The sequence below is a fragment of the Paenibacillus sp. PL2-23 genome (genome assembly GCF_040834005.1).
GTDB lineage: Bacteria > Bacillota > Bacilli > Paenibacillales > Paenibacillaceae > Pristimantibacillus.
The window spans coordinates 2,946,650-2,965,197 of the sequence record NZ_CP162129.1; the positions used below are offsets into that span (position 1 = coordinate 2,946,650).

Consider the following 18,548-nt stretch of genomic DNA (forward strand, 5'->3'; position numbering starts at 1 on the left):
GTACCGCTTCTTGGCGTCTCTTAATGATGATGATGACCGCCCGCCTCCGGCGCTGCTTCACCAGACTGCTGAGCCTCTTCCAATTGGATTAATTGCTCGACGGCATGAGTGCCGATGGCAAAGCGCTTGGCAGGCATAATCAGATCGTCACCCGACTGAACCTTTGTCTGGACGACATAAATTCCTTCCTCCGGCGCCGCGTAAGGGGCGGAATAGATGCCGGGGGAGCTTTCAACTGCTGGAACGGCAATGGCGTCATCCTTATGGCCATCCGGCCAAAATAGAAATTCAGCGTATTCGGCTCCCGTTACCAGCTCGCCATTCTTCTTCACTTCAACCGTAAATGCGGAATCAACGCCAACTTGGAACCGATCTGGCATCCTCATGTCAATGGTGACATGAGGATGGAGGCCTTTCTCATCCGTGCCCTCTGGCGTCTTGGCCGTGCAAGCGCTTAGTGATGCAAGGAGTAAAAGGCTGATGCTTCCGGTAGCTATGAGCCCCTTGTATTTGAATCCCAACATATTCATTCTGCTCCTTCCGTTAAACCGAAAACCAAGCCCGAAGCGGCTTGAATCGACGAATAATAAATAAATCAAGCACGAGGACGATGAGAATCGAAATGCCGACAAGCGGCATGATCGCTCCGCATATCAGCATGATGACCAGAACGCCGATCGTCACTTTTTTATTTTTTGGATTGGAAGGAGCACCCAGCTTGCCGTCCGGCTTCCGTTTTTTCCACATGACATAGGAGCTGATCGCGACTAGAATTAAACCCAGACACGCGATTAAGCCCAGCAATTGATTCGGCCAACCGAACAAACGGCCTTCATGGAAGGCGATTCCATACGTAATGAGCTTGCCCAGTACACCGTAATCGGCAAACCGGACGTCGGTCAGCACAGCGCCGCTGTATGCATCGACATGAAGGGTGGCGCTGTTGCCTGGCGTTGCATGAGCAGTTGAGATGGTGTACACGCCTTTGTCGCCATTAGGCAATGTCAGGGTATAGGGCTTGGCGACGTTCTTCGTATCGGCAATAAGCGCCGCGTCGTCGACGCCAAGCTTCATATAACCGCCTGGAGCAGACTCTGGCACGGGAAGGCTTTCTGCCGCCCATGGCAGATCCTCGGCAATATCGCTTGCAACCGTCACGGATTCCGGCTTGGCTCCAAAGCTGTAAGCAAAGTTCGGAGCGTTCGTATTCGTGGAATTCGCGAGCTTATCGATTCTGGGTCCCATGATGCCCGACCAGGGCAATCCGCCGAGAATAATGAGTATAAGCACGATCGAAATCCAGAAGGCCGGCACGGCGTGCACGTCACGCCAGAATTGACGGCTGCCCGGCTTGCTCAGTCGAGGGAGCACGGTGCCCCAAATCGCACCTTTGCCCCTAGGCCACCATAGATAAAGTCCCGTCAACAGTAAAACAATGGCCCAGCAAGCCGCAAGCTCGACAAGGCGGTTGGCGACCGTACCGCCGATCACCAGCTCGCTGTGCAGCTTCTTGAAGAAGGCGGAGAACGTCTTGCTGGTATCCAACATCCCCAGCACGTTGCCGGTATAGGGATCAACGTACATCGTTGTAGGCGCACCGTTCCGAATCGCCGACATCTTGTACGAGGCGGAAGGAGAGTCCGGCAGCGTAACCGAGGAGATAGTTGTGTCTGGATAAGCTTTGAGCGTCTTCGCGATAATCGCTTCCGTGCTCATAGGCGTCTCGCCAACCTCTCGCACGGTCAGCATATCCTTGTACATCACATTTTCAATTTGCGGCTTGAAGAGATACACGCCGCCGCTGAACGCCAGAATAATCAGAAATGGCGCAAACAGGATTCCGGCGTAGAAGTGCCACCTCCAAACCGCTTGATAGATGGCTTGCCGTGTTCCGGCCGCCGTCCTCTGCTTGATCAGACTTTCATTCTTGTGCAAGCTTTCCGTTGGCATAACGCTCATGCTCTTCAATCATTCCTTTCGTATACATACGAACATATTAGAGCATGACAAGGAAATTCACATGACTCAATGGGGCTATTGCCGAACATAATTATTAAAGATTAGTGACAACTTGAATGATCTGTTTCCGTCATGGTATGGTACGGGTACAATGAAATGAGACATCGGTCAGTAGCGCTGAAGCAGGACCGAGCCAGAGGAGTGTTAGGGATGAAGAGGAAATGGACATTGTGGGTATTGGCTATCAGCTTGTTTATGCTGCCAGGCTGCGGCATATTGGAGACGGTGGACAACAGTCTGACCTTCGCAACGGAGACATCCACCTATATGAATGAGGTGTCAGAATTCGGCCAAGAGGTCAACACGATGGCCCAGCAGGCATTAACGGATGTTGAAGCGCGGACCGAGCTGAAGGAGCGGATGCTGGCACTCAAGGAGCAGATTGTGCAATACGCGAACCTGCAGGTGCCGGATTACGCCAAGGAGCTTCATGGGCAGATTGTATCCTACAACGAGACGCTGCAGCAAAGCCTTGACAAGGCGCTTGCCAATATCGAGCAGGGCAAAGCCGCTCTTGAGGCGACAGGCATTCCTGAAACGCTGAACAAAATCAATGAGCTGCTAGGCCAGCTTAATGACTTAAATCCTAGTCGATAACCGAACGGGATCCACACAACCAAGGAGAGTGCAACAGTATTGGCATCAACGTCTAACGCATCCGATTCACTTTCGTCCAAATATCGTCTAGGCACCTTGCTGCTGGTGGTTATTGTAGCCGGCATGAGCCAAGGGCTTCTGCTTCCGCTGCTATCCATTCTATTGGAGGACGCGGGCGTGTCCTCAGACATGAACGGCATCAATTCCGCCGCGATGTACATCGGCATTTTTGCCACCATGTTTTTCATCGAGAAGCCCGTCAGCCGCTTTGGCTACCGAACCGTCATCATCGCCGGCATGTCGATTGTGATCGCCGCGACGCTGCTCTTCCCGTTGACCCAATCGCTGACGATCTGGTTCATCCTGCGGCTGCTTGTCGGAGTGGGGGACAGCTCGCTGCATTACGCGACCCAGCTCTGGATCGTCAGCTCCAGTCCCAAGGAGCGCCGGGGGCAATATATATCGTTATATGGCATGTCGTACGGCATTGGCTTCAGCTTGGGGCCGCTTGGCATCAACCTGCTTCCGCTGGGAAAAGCGATTCCATTCGTGATTACCAGCGCTTTTTTTGTGCTGGTGCTTCTGCTTGTGCTGCGAATGAGCAATGAATTTCCGGAACGGGCAATCAGGGGGGAAGTCAGCGAGAACCGCTTCTTGAGGACGTATCGCATCGCATGGTTCGTACTCATCCCAAGCTTCCTGTACGGTTTAATGGAAGCGTCGATGAACACCAGCTTCCCACTGTACGGCTTAAGAATCGACCTCAGCCAGCAATGGATTTCGCTGCTCCTGCTTGCATTTGGCGCAGGCAGCCTTATTCTGCAGCTGCCGCTTGGCATGTGGAGCGATCGGATGGGACGCAAGCCCATCCTCATCGGCTGCGGCCTGATTGGCGCCATTGCCTTCCTGTGCATTCCCGCAGCGGGAGGAGAGCTCCTGCTCCTCTTCCTCTTATTTATGATCGCGGGCGGCGTGGTCGGATCCTTCTATTCACTGGGACTCGCTTACGCTGCTGACTTGCTGCCGAGGTCGATCCTGCCGGCGGCTAATGTCATTGCATCGATTCATTTCAGCGTGGGCAGCATTCTGGGTCCAACGCTTGGCGGGTTCGGCATTCGTTACCTTTCTATTCACAGCGTCTTCTTGTTCCTTGGCGGCTCGTTTCTTCTCTTCGCGCTGCTCGGATTTATATTTCGCCCGGCGGCGAAGCAGCAGGAGGCCTGACCTCCTTATTGAATTTGAGCGGGCGGTTTAATAAGGAAGAACACGAGCGCAAGCGTAACAAGGGACAGCGAAGACACGGATATGAATACAAGGCGATGGGATTGATCCATCATCCAGCCGAACAGCGGCGGTCCAAACGCCACCCCAAGAAACCGGAGGCAATTGTAGAGAGAGGTAATCATGCCGCGCTCACTTTTGTCTACGGCCCCTGTAATCATGGTGTTCAAGCAGGGCAGAAGCAAGCCCGTTCCAATGCTGCTAAGCGTCAGGAGTCCAATAAACACATACAGGTTCTGGAGAAAAAAGATAGCTGAGGCAAGCGCAACCGTCATTGTCAACAAGCCCAGGTTGATGAGAAGGCGGATGAGCTTGCCGTTTTTTTTGATCAGACTTCCCGTTGTATAGGAAGTGATGACCATGCCGAGCAGGGGGATGGCAAGTATCAGCCCTTTCTTCACCCCCTCGATCCGATACGGGTCCACTTCCAGGATGTTGGATAGATAGAACAAGACGCCGAACAGAATAAACAAGCCAAGCGATCCCGCAAAAAACGAAGCGATCAGCCAGCGTCCTTTCTCCTTGAACAGGCTGCCGACTTTTTGCAAATATACGCCCAGCTTCTGCTTGTGATCATGCTTCGGCTCCTTAATCAGGAACAAAACAGCCGCTAGCGACAAGGCGCAAAAGACGGGAAAAGCAAAAAACGACGCATACCATACGATAAGCGCAAGCAAGGAACCGATGATGGGACTGAGCACCTTGCCGGCGCCATTGGAGGCTTCTGTCAAGCCAAGTGCTTTGCTTTCCGTTGCCCCATCATACAAATCACCCACCAAGGCCATCGCAATGGGCGCCGTGCCAGCCGCCGCCATGCCCTGTATGGCCCTGGAGATAATAATAACGGTATAGGATTGCCAGATCGCTCCCATCCCCGCAAGCACTCCTGCAGCGCCATAAATAATAAGAGCGGGAATGATGATGGCTTTCCGGCCAAGCTGGTCGGATAAGTACCCGATGATGGGAATAAACAATCCAGCAGCCAGCGAAAAGATGGAAATGACCAAGCTGCTCTGGAATTTCGTAATACCCAAAGCGTTCTGCAGCTCCGGAAGCACGGGCACGAGCATGGAATTGCCGAACACGAGCACCATCGGTATAGAAGCGATTGCCGCAAATTCTAGGATACGTCCCTTGGCGCCTCCGCCAGAGCGGGACGTCATATCTGTCATCTCTCTTTTGCTCTGAAAAGACATGTTGAGCTTACGGGATTTCGTGTTCTGCATATAGCGTCTGGGCTCCTCTTCTTCTCTGCATCCAGCATCTGTTCATCACTATAGGATTTGTAAGTAAGGAGGGGTGTATACATCACTTATATTTGGTATTGACAGCGTGCTGATTGAGGCGTACGATAACGATTATTGTTCATCCGGAGAGGTGGAGATTACCATAGACAGTCCTATCGAATTATCGCGTGGCCGGCAGGACCGCTTTGTCCCGGAGGACCGGGAGAGACTATACAAACGCACGTTATGGACGGTTGTCGCGTCCCAGCTGTTCGGTGGAGCCGGCCTAGCGGCAGGCATTACTGTCGGGGCTTTATTAGCCCAGGATATGCTGGGGACGGACCGATACGCGGGCATCCCAACGGCTTTGCTTACGCTTGGCTCCGCGCTTGCTTCGCTGCTGGTGGGACGTCTATCCGGCAAATACGGCAGGCGCAACGGACTTGCGGGGGGATTTTTTGCAGGGGCTGTGGGAGCAGCGGGTATTGTGGCGGCAGCGATGCTGGAGCATGTAGCGCTGCTGTTCATATCCTTATTCATATACGGCTCAGGCACGGCCTCCAATCTCATTGCCCGCTATGCGGGAACGGATCTGGCATTGCCCCATCAGCGTGCGACTGCCGTCAGTATCGCGTTGGTATCCACAACCTTCGGCGCTGTTGCCGGACCCAATCTAGTGGGCGTCATGGGGCAGTTCGCGGAAGCTGTGAACGTCCCACGACTGGCTGGACCCTTCATGCTGGCAGGGGTTGCCTTCCTGCTGGCGGGAACGGTACTGTTCGTGCTGCTTCGTCCAGATCCGCTAATTGCAGCGAAGGCTCTAGCGAAATTGGAGGAAAAACAAGCTAGTGGCGGGCACTTAAACGGACATTCCGCAAAAGGCGTCGTGCTTGGCGCTACGATTATGGTGCTCACGCAAATTGTAATGGTCGCCATCATGACAATGACTCCGGTACATATGCAGCATCACGGCCATGGATTAAACGAGGTTGGACTTGTTATCGGCATTCATGTCGGCGCCATGTTCCTGCCGTCGCTCATAACGGGGAGGCTGATCGACAAGCTGGGGAGACTCGTTATGGCTTGCGTGTCCGGCGGCATATTGCTTGCTGCCGGCTTGCTCGCGGCATTCGGTCCCGCCCATTCCATGCTATCGTTGATTGCGGCGCTTGCGCTGCTGGGTTTGGGATGGAATTTGGGCCTCATTAGCGGCACGGCGTTAATCGTCGATTCCACCACGCCAGACAATCGGGCCAAGACGCAGGGCACAATCGACGTATTTGTGGCATTGGCAGGCGCGTCGGGAGGCGCGTTATCGGGGGTGGTGGCCGCGTATACAAGCTATGCTGTGCTGTCCCTTGCAGGAGGACTGCTGTCATTAATTCTTATACCTGTTGTCATCTGGTCGCAGCGGGTTCGCGCGGACGCTTAACATAAGCCATCATTTTGCGTTATTATGAATAATTCCGGATGGAAGGGGAGGTGCGCTGAGCACCTCTCCTTCTTCCATTGGCATGAGGGGGAGGGTATACTAGGAACCATACCATGCTTGCATTCGCTCGACAGAAAGGGAGTAGATTATGTTTCTAAGAAGAGAGAGCTTGAAGGAGTATATCCGTCTGTATCCCGTTGTCAGTATTCTGCTGATCCTTAATATCGTCATGTTCATCTTATTAGAATGGGATGGTTCCTCCACGAGTCAACGGACCCTGCTGGAATTTGGGGCGATGAGCAACTTTCCGGGATATACCGAGCCCTGGCATTTTGTAAGCGCGATGTTTCTCCACATAGGATTTATGCATTTGCTGATGAACGGCTTTGCCCTGTATGTATTTGCCGCGCCGCTTGAACGAATGTTGGGGCGATGGAGGTTTGCCTTGCTGTATCTCGTCTCTGGAATAATTGGCAACGCAGTCAGCTTGGTTGCGCAGCAGGAGGCATTTATCGGCGCTGGAGCGTCCGGTGCAATCTATGGCGTGTACGCGGCTTATGTGTATTTGTCATTGTTTCATAAAACAGCTTTCGGACACCATAATGCCAGCACCATTCAGACGATAGTCGTTGTTGGTGTCATCTATTCCATCATCACTCCCAATGTCGATCTCTACGCCCATCTTGGGGGCTTTGTTGGGGGTTTTCTGATGACGACGCTATACGTCCAATTCCGTAGAAGATAAGAGGAGAAAGGAAATAGACGATGACGCTGCAGCAGCTGAAATATATCATTGAGGTCGCCAATCGCGGCTCGATTAATGAAGCGGCCAAGAGGCTCTTCATCTCGCAGCCCAGCCTATCGAACGCGATTAAGGATTTGGAGGATGAGCTCCATATATCGATATTTGAACGGACGAACAAAGGGATCACTTTGTCGAAGGAGGGTGTAGAGTTTCTAAGCTATGCCCGCCAAGTGGTGGAGCAGGCCGAGCTGTTGGAGTCGCGGTATCTGAACGTCAAGCCCTCCAAGCAGCATTTTTCAGTATCGACCCAGCACTACGCATTTGCCGTGAACGCCTTCGTGAAACTCGTGAAGCAGTATGGATATGAGGAATACGAGCTTGCGCTGCGCGAGACCAAGACGTATGAAATTATCGAGGACGTCCGAACGATGAGAAGCGAGATTGGCATTCTGTACCTGAACGAGTTCAATGAGAAAGTGATCAACAAGCTGTTAAAGGCGGGGAATTTGCAGTTTACCAGTCTGTTCACGGCCAAGCCGCATGTCTTCATCAGTGTACATAATCCCCTCGCCAGGCAGTCGATGATTACGATCGAGGAGCTGCAGGATTATCCATGTCTGAGCTTTGATCAAGGCGAATACAATTCGTTCCATTTCTCAGAGGAAATATTAAGCACGCTCACCCACAAGAAGAGTATTCGAGTCAACGACCGCGCTACGCTGTTCAATCTGCTTATCGGCTTGAACGGCTATACGATCTCAACAGGCGTGCTCAGCAGGGACTTGAACGGAAATGATATTATTCCCGTGCCGCTCGACATCCAGGAGAGCATTCATGTCGGCTGGATCTCGCACCGCAATCTGTCTCTTTCCTTGCTTGGCACGGCTTATATTGACGCTCTCAAGGAGGCAACCTCGCAAGCTTAGGCGGGGCATATGACCTTAATATAGCCTTGATATAGTTTTTGGCTATAGCAGGGTATAGTTATATTCAGTTACTTCCAGCCATCCATTTCATGTTATCTTTCTTGTAACAAATGGATTGGGAGAGTGACAAGATGACAAGAAGCAGTGTATTAGGATATCCTCGCATCGGGGCAAATAGAGAATGGAAAAAAGCGCTGGAAGCGTTCTGGGCTGGCAAGCTGGATGAATCGGACTTCCTCGGCCAGCTTCGAGAGCTGCGCCTTCAGAACCTGCGCAAGCTGCAGAGCAAGGGCATCGACGTTATTCCGGTAGGCGACTTCAGCTATTATGATCAAGTGCTGGATACGGCGACTATGTTCGGTCTCGTGCCTCAACGCTTTCCATATAGCGGCGGACCGGTCCCATTATCCCTGTATTATGGGATCGCTCGCGGCACGAAGGATGCGACGGCTAGCGAGATGACCAAGTGGTTCAACACCAATTATCACTATATCGTTCCAGAGCTCGGCGATCGCCAGCCTGAGCTTACCGAAAACAAGCCTCTGCAGGCCTACCGCGAAGCGAAGCAGGAGCTGGGCATTGAAGGCAGACCAGTGCTGCTTGGACCCGTTACCTTCGTGAAGCTGTCCAAGGGCTACCGGGCTGATCAATTCGGCGACTGGCTTAACCGTCTGCTGCCGCTGTACAAGCAAATCCTCGTGGAGCTGGAAGCGGAGGGCGTGGCTTGGGTGCAGATGGATGAGCCAAGCCTTGTGACGGGACTGAACGAAGCTGAGCTTGCGGCGCTCCAAGTCCTCTATACCCAACTGGCGGCTGCCGCTCCGGGTCTTAGCATCATGCTGCAAACCTATTTCGAATCAGCCGAGCATTACAGCGAAATCGTGAAGCTTCCGGTAAGGGGTATCGGACTAGACTTCGTGCATGGCCGTACCGGCAACCTGAAAGCGTTGGCGCAGTTCGGCTTCCCGAAGGATAAGGTGCTTGGCGCTGGCGTTGTGGACGGCCGCGGCATCTGGAAGGCTTCCCTGCTGGATCAGCTTGCCTTGTTGAAGGCGCTCAGCTCTTATGTATCCGGAGATCGACTGCTTGTTCAATCCTCCTGCAGCCTGCTGCATGTGCCAGTAACCGTAAGCGTAGAAGACAAGCTTCTGCCTGAATTGAAGGGAGCGCTTGCGTTCGCTGACGAGAAGCTGGATGAGCTGGTATGGCTGGCCAAAGGCTTTGCAGAAGGCGAGGCTTCCATCCAGACTCAGCTGAACAGCTGCCAGAAGGCGCTAGATGCAATTGCACAATCCAGTCAGCGCAGTCGAAGCGACGTGCAGAAAGCCGTTGCTGCTATAAGCTCGAAGGACGCGCGCCGTTCTGCGCCATTCGCCAAGCGTTATGAAGCGCAGCGAGCCAAGTGGAGCTTGCCGCTGCTGCCAACCACGACAATCGGAAGCTTCCCGCAATCCGCCGAGGTTCGCAAGGCTCGCCAGGCTTGGCGCAAGGGAGAGTGGAGCAAGGCCCAATATGATGCATTCATCCGCGACCAAATCGATCTGTGGATCGACCTGCAGGAAGAGATCGGCATTGATGTTCTGGTTCACGGGGAGTTCGAGCGTACGGACATGGTAGAGTTTTTTGGCGAGAAGCTGGAGGGCTTCGCGTTCACACAGTTTGGCTGGGTGCAGTCTTACGGCTCGCGCTGTGTGAAGCCGCCCATTATATTCGGGGACGTTGCATTCGACGAGCCGATGACTGTTATCGAGACGGCGTATGCGCAATCCCGCACGGCTCGTCCGGTCAAGGGGATGCTGACAGGTCCCATTACGATCATGAACTGGTCATTCGTACGTGACGATATTCCTCGCGAACGTATCGCTTATCAGCTCGCTTATGCGCTTAGACAAGAGGTGGAAGCGCTCGAGAAGGCTGGCATCGGTCTGATCCAGGTTGACGAGCCTGCGGTCCGCGAAGGACTGCCTCTGAAGCAACAGGACCAAGCCGAATATTTGAACTGGGCGGTCAAGGCATTCCGACTGACCACATGCTCCGAAGAGGAGACGACTCAGATTCATACGCATATGTGCTATTGCGAATTCCACGACATGATTGGCTCCATTGAGGATATGGATGCGGACGTCATCTCCATCGAAACTTCCCGCAGCCACGGCGAGCTGATTCATAGCTTCGAGGAGAATACGTATCCGCTCGGCATTGGACTGGGCGTCTACGATATTCATAGTCCGCGTGTGCCGCAGGTGGAGGAGATGACCAGCATGATCGACCGGGCGCTGCGCGTGCTGGATCCCAAGCTGTTCTGGATCAATCCAGACTGCGGACTGAAGACTCGCGGCAGGGAAGAGACGGTCGCCGCTCTGCGTAACATGGTAGAAGCCACGAGCATCGCTCGCTCCAAGCACGCCGTGCATGTATAACGTTAAAGGCAAGGAGGGACCAGGCTATATGCTTGGTCCTTTCTTTACTACAATTTATAAGTTTTCGAGCATTCGAAAACAGAAATGCTATTTGGCGATAAATCCTACATCTAAACGCGGTCGCTCATCTCTGAAAGGCCTCGATAGAGGATTTCTCATGGGGTGGTCGCCCAAGATATTCCGCCATCCTCCGTTCGAAGAAGGTATCCATCACCCCGAACCCAACCAATCTTATGATCAACAAATTTAAGTTCTGTGGCGTTCCGTAATTCAGGCAAAGTAATTAACACCTTCCAATGTACCCCGCCATCCGATGTGCCATAGAGGGTTCCTTTTTCTGCATCAATCATCCAAAAATGCTTATGATCTGAAGCTGTGATCGGATGAAAACCTATCGGGGAACTGCCGTTTTTCGCAATAACAGTAGGCTCACCTTCTCGAGGAATTACCCGCCTCCATGTAACTCCTCCATTTTCAGTTGTGAACCAAACAATCCCAGCCTTTTCATTATTGCTAGTCATGTAGGAAACTGACAGTACGCCTTCCTGCTTGGCATTACCAAAGAACTGAGGAGGTTGTGAGGCGGAATACACAGCATCTTTATTGTCTTGAGGCAAATCTAATGTCAGGCGCTTCCATGAGGCTCCGCCGTCAATCGTCCTGTAAATCTCTGGATCGAGGTCCCTCGAATTAAATAAGGTTATAAATCCAACCATGCTATTGGAAAAAGACATGCCAGATTGTGTGGAAACAAGAGTTCCATCTGGTGTGATTTTGTCAGCATATTCCCACGTCAACCCACCATCTTTGGTCTGATATAAAGCTGTTATTACCGGACCACTGGCCGGATCCGATATGAATGAAACGAACCCTGTCTTTTCATCAATAAAGAAGAGACTAAATGACGTATTTATACTTTGAGCAGACCAAGTATCCTTTGTAGGTAATGTGGACGAGATCCAAGAATCACCGCCATCATTCGTGCTATATATAATCCAGTTCATCTCAATATCGGCAGGGCGAACAACGAAGTAAGCGAATTGCTCGTCAAAAAGGAATGGTTCATATCTTGAGTTGTCATACCCTTGCGGAGTCCGGTCCACCCAGGTTTGTCCGCCGTCATTGGTACGTTTCACACTCGTTCCGAATGCCCATCCGTTGATCTTATCTACCATTCTAATCTGTGCAGATGACATATTAAAGAAGGGAGTTGCAGCAGGACTTTGGCTTTGTACAGGAAGGTCTACTGAGCCCTCATTTGGAATGCTGTTTGAAATGATAATGATTACTCCCAGCACAGAAGCAATTGCTCCGATATACCATTTGGATCTTGATTGGGTATGCTTCACCGATCCTAATCGTTTTTTCGTCAACGCTGCAAGGTTAGCATTAAAGTGATTTCGCTTAAAAGGTTCTTTTCCCGCTCTCTCATACCATTCCGGTTTACTCATGGTCCCCAACCTCCTGAAGCTTATTCTTAACTTTCGCGCGTGCACGATATAAGCGAGACTTTATAGTCCCTTCCGCTACTCCCAGCATCTCTGCCATATCCTGAATCGTCATGTCGTGTTGAATGTCCAAAAGGAGCACCTCACGAAATTTCAATGGCAGACTCAAGATCACTCGCCAAATATCATTCGATACCTCTTGATCGATAAATTCACTTTCTGCTGACGATACCGTCTGGCTATGCTTTACCCATTCAAATAGGGTTACCCTCCGGAGAAAGGCAGAATTTCTGTAATTATGGCATAGATTACGAGTGATTTTTAACAGCCATGTTTTTAAGGTCGACTCGCCGCGGAAATCCTTAATGCTGCGGAATGCCCTTAGAAAGACTTCTTGAGAGATATCATCGGAGGCATGGCGATCCCTCGTCAGAAAAAAAGCGTAATTCCAAACATCCTTTCCAAAATCCAGCATCATTCGATCTAGAGCATTGGATTCCACTTCGGATGACAAGTATCTCAGATATTCATACTCCACCACATAGTTCCCCTCCTACTTAAATAGACAGGGCTACTCCAGACAAAGTTCCCATAATATTGAGAAAACAAGAAAAAGCACCCAAAAGTTTGACGGGTACCTTCTTGATTAAGCTCTATCCAGCTTTAATATGTGCAGAAAAAAGCTCCCTCCACGCTTCTTGCGGATCTGAAATCGTCCTGAAGACGTCAACCTCTTCTACAAAAAGTTTATTGCTTTTGCAATATCAAGATAGATTGCCTGTTAACGCTTCGACTTGCGGTAAGAAGAGGGGCTCATTGACTGCCATTTATGAAACTGATTGATAAAATGGTTGTAATTGTGGAAGCCGACATCGTAAGCAATTTCCGACGCGCTGCGCTCCGTATGCTCCAACAGCAGGGCAGCTTGCCGAATTCGCATTTGGTTCACCGCATCCACAATGGAATAACCCGTATGCTCCTTGAATAGATGAGATAACCGCGATGGGGAAAGCTGTACGGCTCGGGCTATCTGCTCGATTCGAACAGGCTCCCGCATTTGGCGAGACAGCAGATGCAGGGCTTCTTCGACACGACTGTCCAGCCGGCTCTGCCTGCGCTTGGTTAGCAGGATCATTATTTCGGTCAGCGACTGTACGCATAGCTCGTTCCAATAATCCGTTCGCTCCCTGGAGTCGGACAAAATTTTCATAAACGCCCGATACACCCGTTTACGCACCGTTTCATTGTCGATGGTCTGAAGGAACAAAGACTTATCCGGAAGCCAATGGCGAGCAATCATGGCATCGTCGAAGTGCGCCCAGACAAAATGCCAGGTTCCACCGGCCACTGTTCCGTATCGATGCGGCGTACCCGTCCGGAGTATCGTCACGTCGCGGCTTCTGCATGTCATTCGCTCTCCTGGTATCTCGAAATAGCCCTCTCCGTCAAGGGTATAAACAATGAGCCAATCCTTCATCCCGTTAGGGCGGCTGCAGGAATACGAATCGTTTTCCTGGAAATGTCCCGCCAGTACGAAGCCGCTGTCCGGCCCTTCGAGCTTCGATTGCCGGTTTTTATGAACCATTATCGGCGCACTTCCTCTCACACTAGCTTATGCATTTAATCTAACATAAATGGCTCAGCGCGAGAACAGTCGCAGCAGAATTGTGTGACATATTAGTTTCATTGTTACTTCAATGACGAAGTCTCCCGCCGTATACTGAAAGCGTGAAGAACACGAGTGAAGGAGAGGAACGATATGACCATTACGCTTCGTATATTGACAGCGGAACAGAAGGAGCAATTCGAGAAGGAAGGATATTTGATTGTGCCAGGCCTGTTCTCCGAGGCGGAGCTGCAGGAAATCGATGATACCTTCGAGGCTATGAGCCACAGAACCATTCCTGGCTATTTCGAACCAAAGCTGGACGGGGATGATAACGATCCGCTGAAGCGGTATCCGAGAGTCATGCACCCTCACCGCTTCGATGACACTGCCAAAAAGTATATGCTGCATGGGCCCGTTATGGCTGTGCTGGCCGATCTGTATGGCGAAGAGGCGCTGGCGGCGCAAAGCATGTTCTATTACAAGCCGCCAGGCTCGCGGGGGCAGGCTCTGCACCAGGATAATTTTTACCTCAAGGTAGAGCCCGGCAACTGCATAGCGGCATGGACGGCGATCGACCCCGCGCATGAGGACAATGGCAGTCTGCTCGTCGTGCCGAATACGCAGGATGAAGAGATCGTCTGTCCGGAGCTGGCGGACTCTAAGGAGTCTTTCACCACCCATTTTGTGAAGCCGCCGAAGGATAAGAAAGCGATGCCGGTTATCATGAACCGGGGCGATTGCTTATTCTTCAATGGCAATCTGATCCACGGCTCTTATCGGAACAAAACAAAGGATCAATTCCGGCGTGCCTTCATCTGCCATTACGCAAATGAATCCGCATCCCGCATCTCCGGCTTCTATCGACCGTTATATCGCGCGAGCGGGGAAAGCGTCGATCTGGAGATCAGCCAAGACGGGGGACCTTGCGGAGTGGAGTTTGACAACGCTTATCCGCACTAATCGATTCCTGCTGCATAACGAGGGACCAAGCGCGCGCTTGGTCCCTGATTATTTTTATTTTTCGCATGCAATGCCATCTTTATCTCTATCGCTTTTTTTGTTTGCTTCATACAACTCACTTGAAACATGAGGTTTGTATTTGGTTTTTCCGCCCTTGTTTTTAATAGACGAAGATTTAGCCACACCACCCGGATAATCTTTATTAAGTTCTGTACAGTTTTTGTACGTTTTAGCCTTTACAGCAGCTTCTATTGATGCATCTCCTAGAATAGCCCCGCTCAACAGTAATAGGGCAATGAACACATACAATGATTTTCTCAATTTGAAACCTCTCCTTTGGTTATCTCAGCCAACTGTTCTATTATACCATTTCTTTAATTTTCCTGTAAAATAACATTATTTTGAACAGAAATCGTTGTAACGATGGATCGTTGAGATTTGCTAATCCACCTGTCATACAATCCCTGTGATATAATCTGTTTGACCGTAGGTCGACGTAACCGACAGGACTCCAGCACGTATACAATGGAACAAACAAAGAAGTTAAGGGACTGGCGCAGATGATAATCGAGATGACAGCACAGGCGGACGCATGGTATAGGCAGGCAGAAGCGAAAGCGGAGGCGTATTTCGAAGTCTTGAACAGGCAAGTGAGCACGCAAGCCTACGTGTCCAGCCTGACGCAGGATTTTATGCAGTGGAGCAAACAGCATGTCCGCAACCCCAGCTGGACCTCCTTCTATTCACGCGCGAATAAGAAGCCTTCCTCCAAGCACTACCACCGATATTTGAGCTGGATGGAGCGGAGGGGAGAGCTGGATGCTTATTTGGAGCGAAGCGTCTCCTATATGTACATGCGGGATTTGGGCAAGCGGCTAGACGCTCCCGATACGATCCAGCGCATTCAGCGTCTGGTATCATTTGTCAAAAAATATATGATGGAGTCGACAGACTCCGCTGAAGGAGAGCACCCAGCATTTCTTAGCCTCGCGGGCATCTACCGGTGGGCGCAGCAGGAAGGCGTAGAGGAAGCCGCCATATGGGTCATTCATAAGCTGAAGCAGGTTGGCTCTCGTATACCAGAGGAGATGGACGCCGATCACGGTATTCGCAAATTGATGAAAATCATCTTCGGGGTAGTCCTCCATGTAATGGAGGATATGGATGACAGCATCCTGCCGGAAGAGAGGGCAAGTCGACTGGATGCGGCCATTCGAATGGGCTATTGCTACGGGCTTACATATCCCTTTATTGATGATTTGCTGGATTCAAGCGTATTGTCGCCGGAGGAGAAGCTTACCTATTCCACGATGATACGATCAACTCTCCTGCAAGGAGCAGTGCCGGCTTTCCATCCGCAGCAATGGCCAGAGCGCCATGTTGAGCTCATTCGGTTCGTTCATTCCGAGCTTGGCGAAGCTTTCGATTATATGAAGCAACAGCAAAGCCAGGAATCCCGGGCAACGTTTTTTCAGCAGTCCTTTGTTTTTTTTGAATCACAGGACATCGACCGCAAGAAGAAGCTAACCCATTCCGCTTATTCGAACAAAGAACTTTACCTGCCGATTATCATCAAATCCGCGTCCTCGCGAATGATCGTACGGTCGGTGCTTGGCGCGACAACAGATGAAGACTTCGACCGGCACACGTTCTACTACGGTATTTATAATCAGCTCGCGGATGATTGGGCCGATCTGGAGGATGATTTGCGGGACGGCGCAGTTACCCCTTACACCTATTATTGGAGATATCATGGGACAAGAGATGACCTTATTAATCCATTTGAAATGTATTGGACCGTTATCGCTTATCTCATCCACGACGTATACCGCTCAGATGTCCTGGCGCGAGACGTTATCCTGAATCGAGCCATCAACGGACTCAAACGCAGTCAGGAGAGGTTGGGCAAGGGAAAGTATGGGGAGCTGATGGCCATATTCGCCCCCAGCAGTCCCGAGTTCGGCTCCTTGCTTGAGGGGATGGCCAGCAAGGCGGATCGCGTTGAATTTTTTGACAAGCTGCTGCGTGATCAGACCATGGCTATGCTCCGCAATAATCGCGAGGAGAAGGCGCAGTTCAAGCAAACCGTGCGACAAGTGAGGGAGCAGCTGCAGGATGTCATTCCGATATCCGATCCGGCGGAACCGCTTGCCGTTCGAGAATCGCTGATCGAAGCGGCCAATTACAGTCTGGACGGCTCCGGAAAGCGGCTGCGACCCATTATGGCATGGGTCATGGCAACGGAAGCCTACGGGCTTGCCCCCAGCTTGATTGCGCCGCTAGTGAGATCGCTTGAATATATGCATACGGCATCCTTAATATTTGACGATCTGCCATCGCAGGATAACGCCTCTTCACGCAGAGGCAGACCGACCTTGCACGAGCTCCATGATAGCGCAACTGCTGAATTAACCGGACTGTTCATGATGCAGAAGGCGATGCAGGAGCAGGCTTCCTTGACGGCGTTCGACCCGAAGGCAGTCGTTGCGCTTATTCATTATTCATCCTCGCGAGCGGCCGACATGTGCCGAGGGCAAGCGATGGACCTGGGCAGCCGAGGCAAGACGCTGACACTGGAGCAATTAAATACGATATGCTTCTACAAGACAGCAATAGCCTTCGAAGCGTCGCTCGTTATGCCAGCCATACTGGCGCAGGCGGAGGAGGGGGAGATGGAGCTGCTGAAGGCGTATGCGTATCATGCGGGCATCGCGTTTCAGATCAAGGATGATCTGCTGGATCTTGAAGGCGACCATCAGCTGCTTGGCAAGCCGGCGGGGAAGGATATTGCCAATCATAATTCGACCTTTGTGACGCTGCTGGGAAGAAGTGGAGCAAGCAAGGCCATGTGGGAGCATTATTGCTCCGCGACGGATGTGCTGCGCAAGCTGCCAAGACGTTCGGCGTTCCTTCATCATTTGTTAGATTATATAGTGACCCGTGATCATTAATCCTAATAAAGAGGAGTTGATGAGGTTGCAACACGATAAGCTCTTGCGGAAAAAACAGTTAGCCGATGCTCCATTCCAGGAGGAACGCTTCAGCCTGGGACCCAAGCGGAACGGCATGAACCGGACGAAGGAAGCCGATCGCCAGTCTGCAAAGCTCAGATGGCCGCTACTATGGCTGCTGCCCGTTCTAGTGACAGTATTAGGTGTGGCCATCTACCTGTTGTCGAATGGCGAGCCATCCACAAGACAGGACGCCTTATCCCAATGGGCCAGCTATAACCAACAAGGCGAGCTGCTGTATCGCATTAATCCTGATCCCAATGTTCAGGCGGGGAAGAGCTATGGTTATATCTTCTCATTCGAGGCCCCATTCGACACCTTCGAGGGCAAGCAGCTTGCCATTATGGCGAAGCATACGCTGACGGGGCAACAAATTCCGATATCTACCGAGCTTATTCAATCTCCCAGCCCAGGGTATGACAGCCTGAATCGTTATTCGGTGCAATTCACTTTGCCTAGCGGCGGTGTATGGGTCACTACTGTACGAATAGATGGCGAGGTATATGGGGAGTCGCTCATGGTTCTCCAAGAGGAAGCGGCCAATTAGCTATTCCACAATAAAGCCCAAAGGCTGCTTGTGCAGCAGCCATTGGGGGGGATGGGGCTCATTAATCGCGGTGCTCATTGGTGCTAATGAATTCGTTCGGAATATCCTCGCCATCAGGGTTGTTGTTCTTGATCTGGCTCTTGCGTCCATTACGGAACTCGCCGCCGTGCACCTGATTCAGACGTTGATCGTTGTTATCGGTCCCGTCATGCTGGTTATGGTTATAGTTGTCGTTATTGGACATATTGAGTCTCCTTCACATGGATTATTCGCACACTCTAGGATGCGTACGACAGGCTTGGAATATACAGCTTGCGCAGAGATTGG

At 51.5% G+C, this 18,548-nt stretch carries 17 protein-coding genes; 9 read left to right on the plus strand and 8 right to left on the minus strand.

All coding sequences use genetic code 11. The features are described from left to right. Positions 1 to 20 precede the first annotated feature (20 nt). Both AB1S56_RS12805 and AB1S56_RS12810 read right to left on the minus strand, forming a co-directional pair. Positions 21 to 524 carry a FixH family protein gene (locus AB1S56_RS12805; protein WP_340871899.1) on the minus strand — a complete coding sequence of 168 codons (504 nt, stop codon included), beginning with the start codon at positions 522 to 524 and terminating at the stop codon, positions 21 to 23. A 19-nt stretch (positions 525 to 543) separates the two neighbouring features. Further along, on the minus strand, positions 544 to 1,959 hold the full coding sequence (locus AB1S56_RS12810) for a PepSY domain-containing protein (RefSeq protein ID WP_340871898.1): 1,416 nt from the start codon (positions 1,957 to 1,959) through the stop codon (positions 544 to 546). A 210-nt stretch (positions 1,960 to 2,169) separates the two neighbouring features. On the opposite strand from AB1S56_RS12810, the gene AB1S56_RS12815 reads away from it, so the two are divergent. Further along, positions 2,170 to 2,616: a DUF6376 family protein gene (locus AB1S56_RS12815; RefSeq protein WP_340871897.1), complete on the plus strand. Its 447-nt coding sequence runs from the start codon at positions 2,170 to 2,172 to the stop codon at positions 2,614 to 2,616. Between the two features lie 39 nt (positions 2,617 to 2,655). Then, the gene (locus AB1S56_RS12820; RefSeq protein WP_340871895.1) at positions 2,656 to 3,840 is read left to right on the plus strand and encodes an MFS transporter; all 1,185 of its coding nucleotides are present in this window, start codon (positions 2,656 to 2,658) and stop codon (positions 3,838 to 3,840) included. A gap of 5 nt (positions 3,841 to 3,845) precedes the next feature. Here the strand turns inward: AB1S56_RS12820 and AB1S56_RS12825 are convergent, their stop codons facing one another. Beyond that, positions 3,846 to 5,123 carry an MFS transporter gene (locus AB1S56_RS12825; RefSeq protein ID WP_340871893.1) on the minus strand — a complete coding sequence of 426 codons (1,278 nt, stop codon included), beginning with the start codon at positions 5,121 to 5,123 and terminating at the stop codon, positions 3,846 to 3,848. Positions 5,124 to 5,298: 175 nt separating this feature from the next. Here AB1S56_RS12825 and AB1S56_RS12830 point away from each other — a divergent pair, with 175 nt between their 5' ends. From AB1S56_RS12830 to metE, 4 genes are all read left to right on the plus strand, one after another. After that, on the plus strand, positions 5,299 to 6,555 hold the full coding sequence (locus tag AB1S56_RS12830) for an MFS transporter (RefSeq protein WP_340871923.1): 1,257 nt from the start codon (positions 5,299 to 5,301) through the stop codon (positions 6,553 to 6,555). Between the two features lie 148 nt (positions 6,556 to 6,703). Further along, the gene (locus AB1S56_RS12835; RefSeq protein ID WP_340871891.1) at positions 6,704 to 7,300 is read left to right on the plus strand and encodes a rhomboid family intramembrane serine protease; all 597 of its coding nucleotides are present in this window, start codon (positions 6,704 to 6,706) and stop codon (positions 7,298 to 7,300) included. A 20-nt stretch (positions 7,301 to 7,320) separates the two neighbouring features. Beyond that, positions 7,321 to 8,226, plus strand: a complete 906-nt coding sequence (locus AB1S56_RS12840) for a LysR family transcriptional regulator (RefSeq protein ID WP_340871890.1) — start codon at positions 7,321 to 7,323, stop codon at positions 8,224 to 8,226. Between the two features lie 131 nt (positions 8,227 to 8,357). Next, the gene (metE, locus tag AB1S56_RS12845) at positions 8,358 to 10,646 is read left to right on the plus strand and encodes a 5-methyltetrahydropteroyltriglutamate--homocysteine S-methyltransferase (RefSeq protein ID WP_340871887.1); all 2,289 of its coding nucleotides are present in this window, start codon (positions 8,358 to 8,360) and stop codon (positions 10,644 to 10,646) included. A 155-nt stretch (positions 10,647 to 10,801) separates the two neighbouring features. On the opposite strand, the gene AB1S56_RS12850 is transcribed toward metE, so the two are convergent. The 3 genes from AB1S56_RS12850 to AB1S56_RS12860 all read right to left on the minus strand — a co-directional run bounded on the left by AB1S56_RS12850 (position 10,802) and on the right by AB1S56_RS12860 (position 13,679). Beyond that, positions 10,802 to 12,097: a hypothetical protein gene (locus tag AB1S56_RS12850; RefSeq protein ID WP_340871886.1), complete on the minus strand. Its 1,296-nt coding sequence runs from the start codon at positions 12,095 to 12,097 to the stop codon at positions 10,802 to 10,804. Beyond that, positions 12,090 to 12,635, minus strand: coding sequence for a sigma-70 family RNA polymerase sigma factor (locus tag AB1S56_RS12855; protein ID WP_340871884.1), 546 nt, complete (start codon positions 12,633 to 12,635; stop codon positions 12,090 to 12,092). The genes AB1S56_RS12850 and AB1S56_RS12855 overlap by 8 nt, the downstream gene beginning before the upstream one ends. Positions 12,636 to 12,875: 240 nt before the next feature. Beyond that, entirely contained in the window at positions 12,876 to 13,679 is an 804-nt protein-coding gene (locus AB1S56_RS12860; RefSeq protein ID WP_340871882.1) for a helix-turn-helix domain-containing protein, read from the minus strand. Between the two features lie 174 nt (positions 13,680 to 13,853). On the opposite strand from AB1S56_RS12860, the gene AB1S56_RS12865 reads away from it, so the two are divergent. Next, positions 13,854 to 14,663, plus strand: coding sequence for a phytanoyl-CoA dioxygenase family protein (locus AB1S56_RS12865; RefSeq protein WP_340871881.1), 810 nt, complete (start codon positions 13,854 to 13,856; stop codon positions 14,661 to 14,663). 54 nt (positions 14,664 to 14,717) lie between these two features. Here AB1S56_RS12865 and AB1S56_RS12870 read toward each other — a convergent pair whose 3' ends face one another. Continuing rightward, positions 14,718 to 14,984 (minus strand): excalibur calcium-binding domain-containing protein, encoded by a 267-nt coding sequence (locus AB1S56_RS12870; protein ID WP_340871879.1) that lies wholly within the window; start codon positions 14,982 to 14,984, stop codon positions 14,718 to 14,720. Between the two features lie 239 nt (positions 14,985 to 15,223). Here AB1S56_RS12870 and AB1S56_RS12875 point away from each other — a divergent pair, with 239 nt between their 5' ends. Together AB1S56_RS12875 and AB1S56_RS12880 are read left to right on the plus strand one after the other, a co-directional pair. Next, a complete protein-coding gene (locus AB1S56_RS12875) occupies positions 15,224 to 17,614 on the plus strand; it encodes a polyprenyl synthetase family protein (RefSeq protein ID WP_340871877.1) in 2,391 nt (796 codons plus the stop codon). Positions 17,615 to 17,639: 25 nt separating this feature from the next. After that, a complete protein-coding gene (locus AB1S56_RS12880) occupies positions 17,640 to 18,221 on the plus strand; it encodes a hypothetical protein (RefSeq protein WP_340871876.1) in 582 nt (193 codons plus the stop codon). Between the two features lie 61 nt (positions 18,222 to 18,282). Here AB1S56_RS12880 and AB1S56_RS12885 read toward each other — a convergent pair whose 3' ends face one another. After that, a complete protein-coding gene (locus tag AB1S56_RS12885; protein WP_340871875.1) occupies positions 18,283 to 18,465 on the minus strand; it encodes a hypothetical protein in 183 nt (60 codons plus the stop codon). Between the last annotated feature and the right edge of the window lie 83 nt (positions 18,466 to 18,548).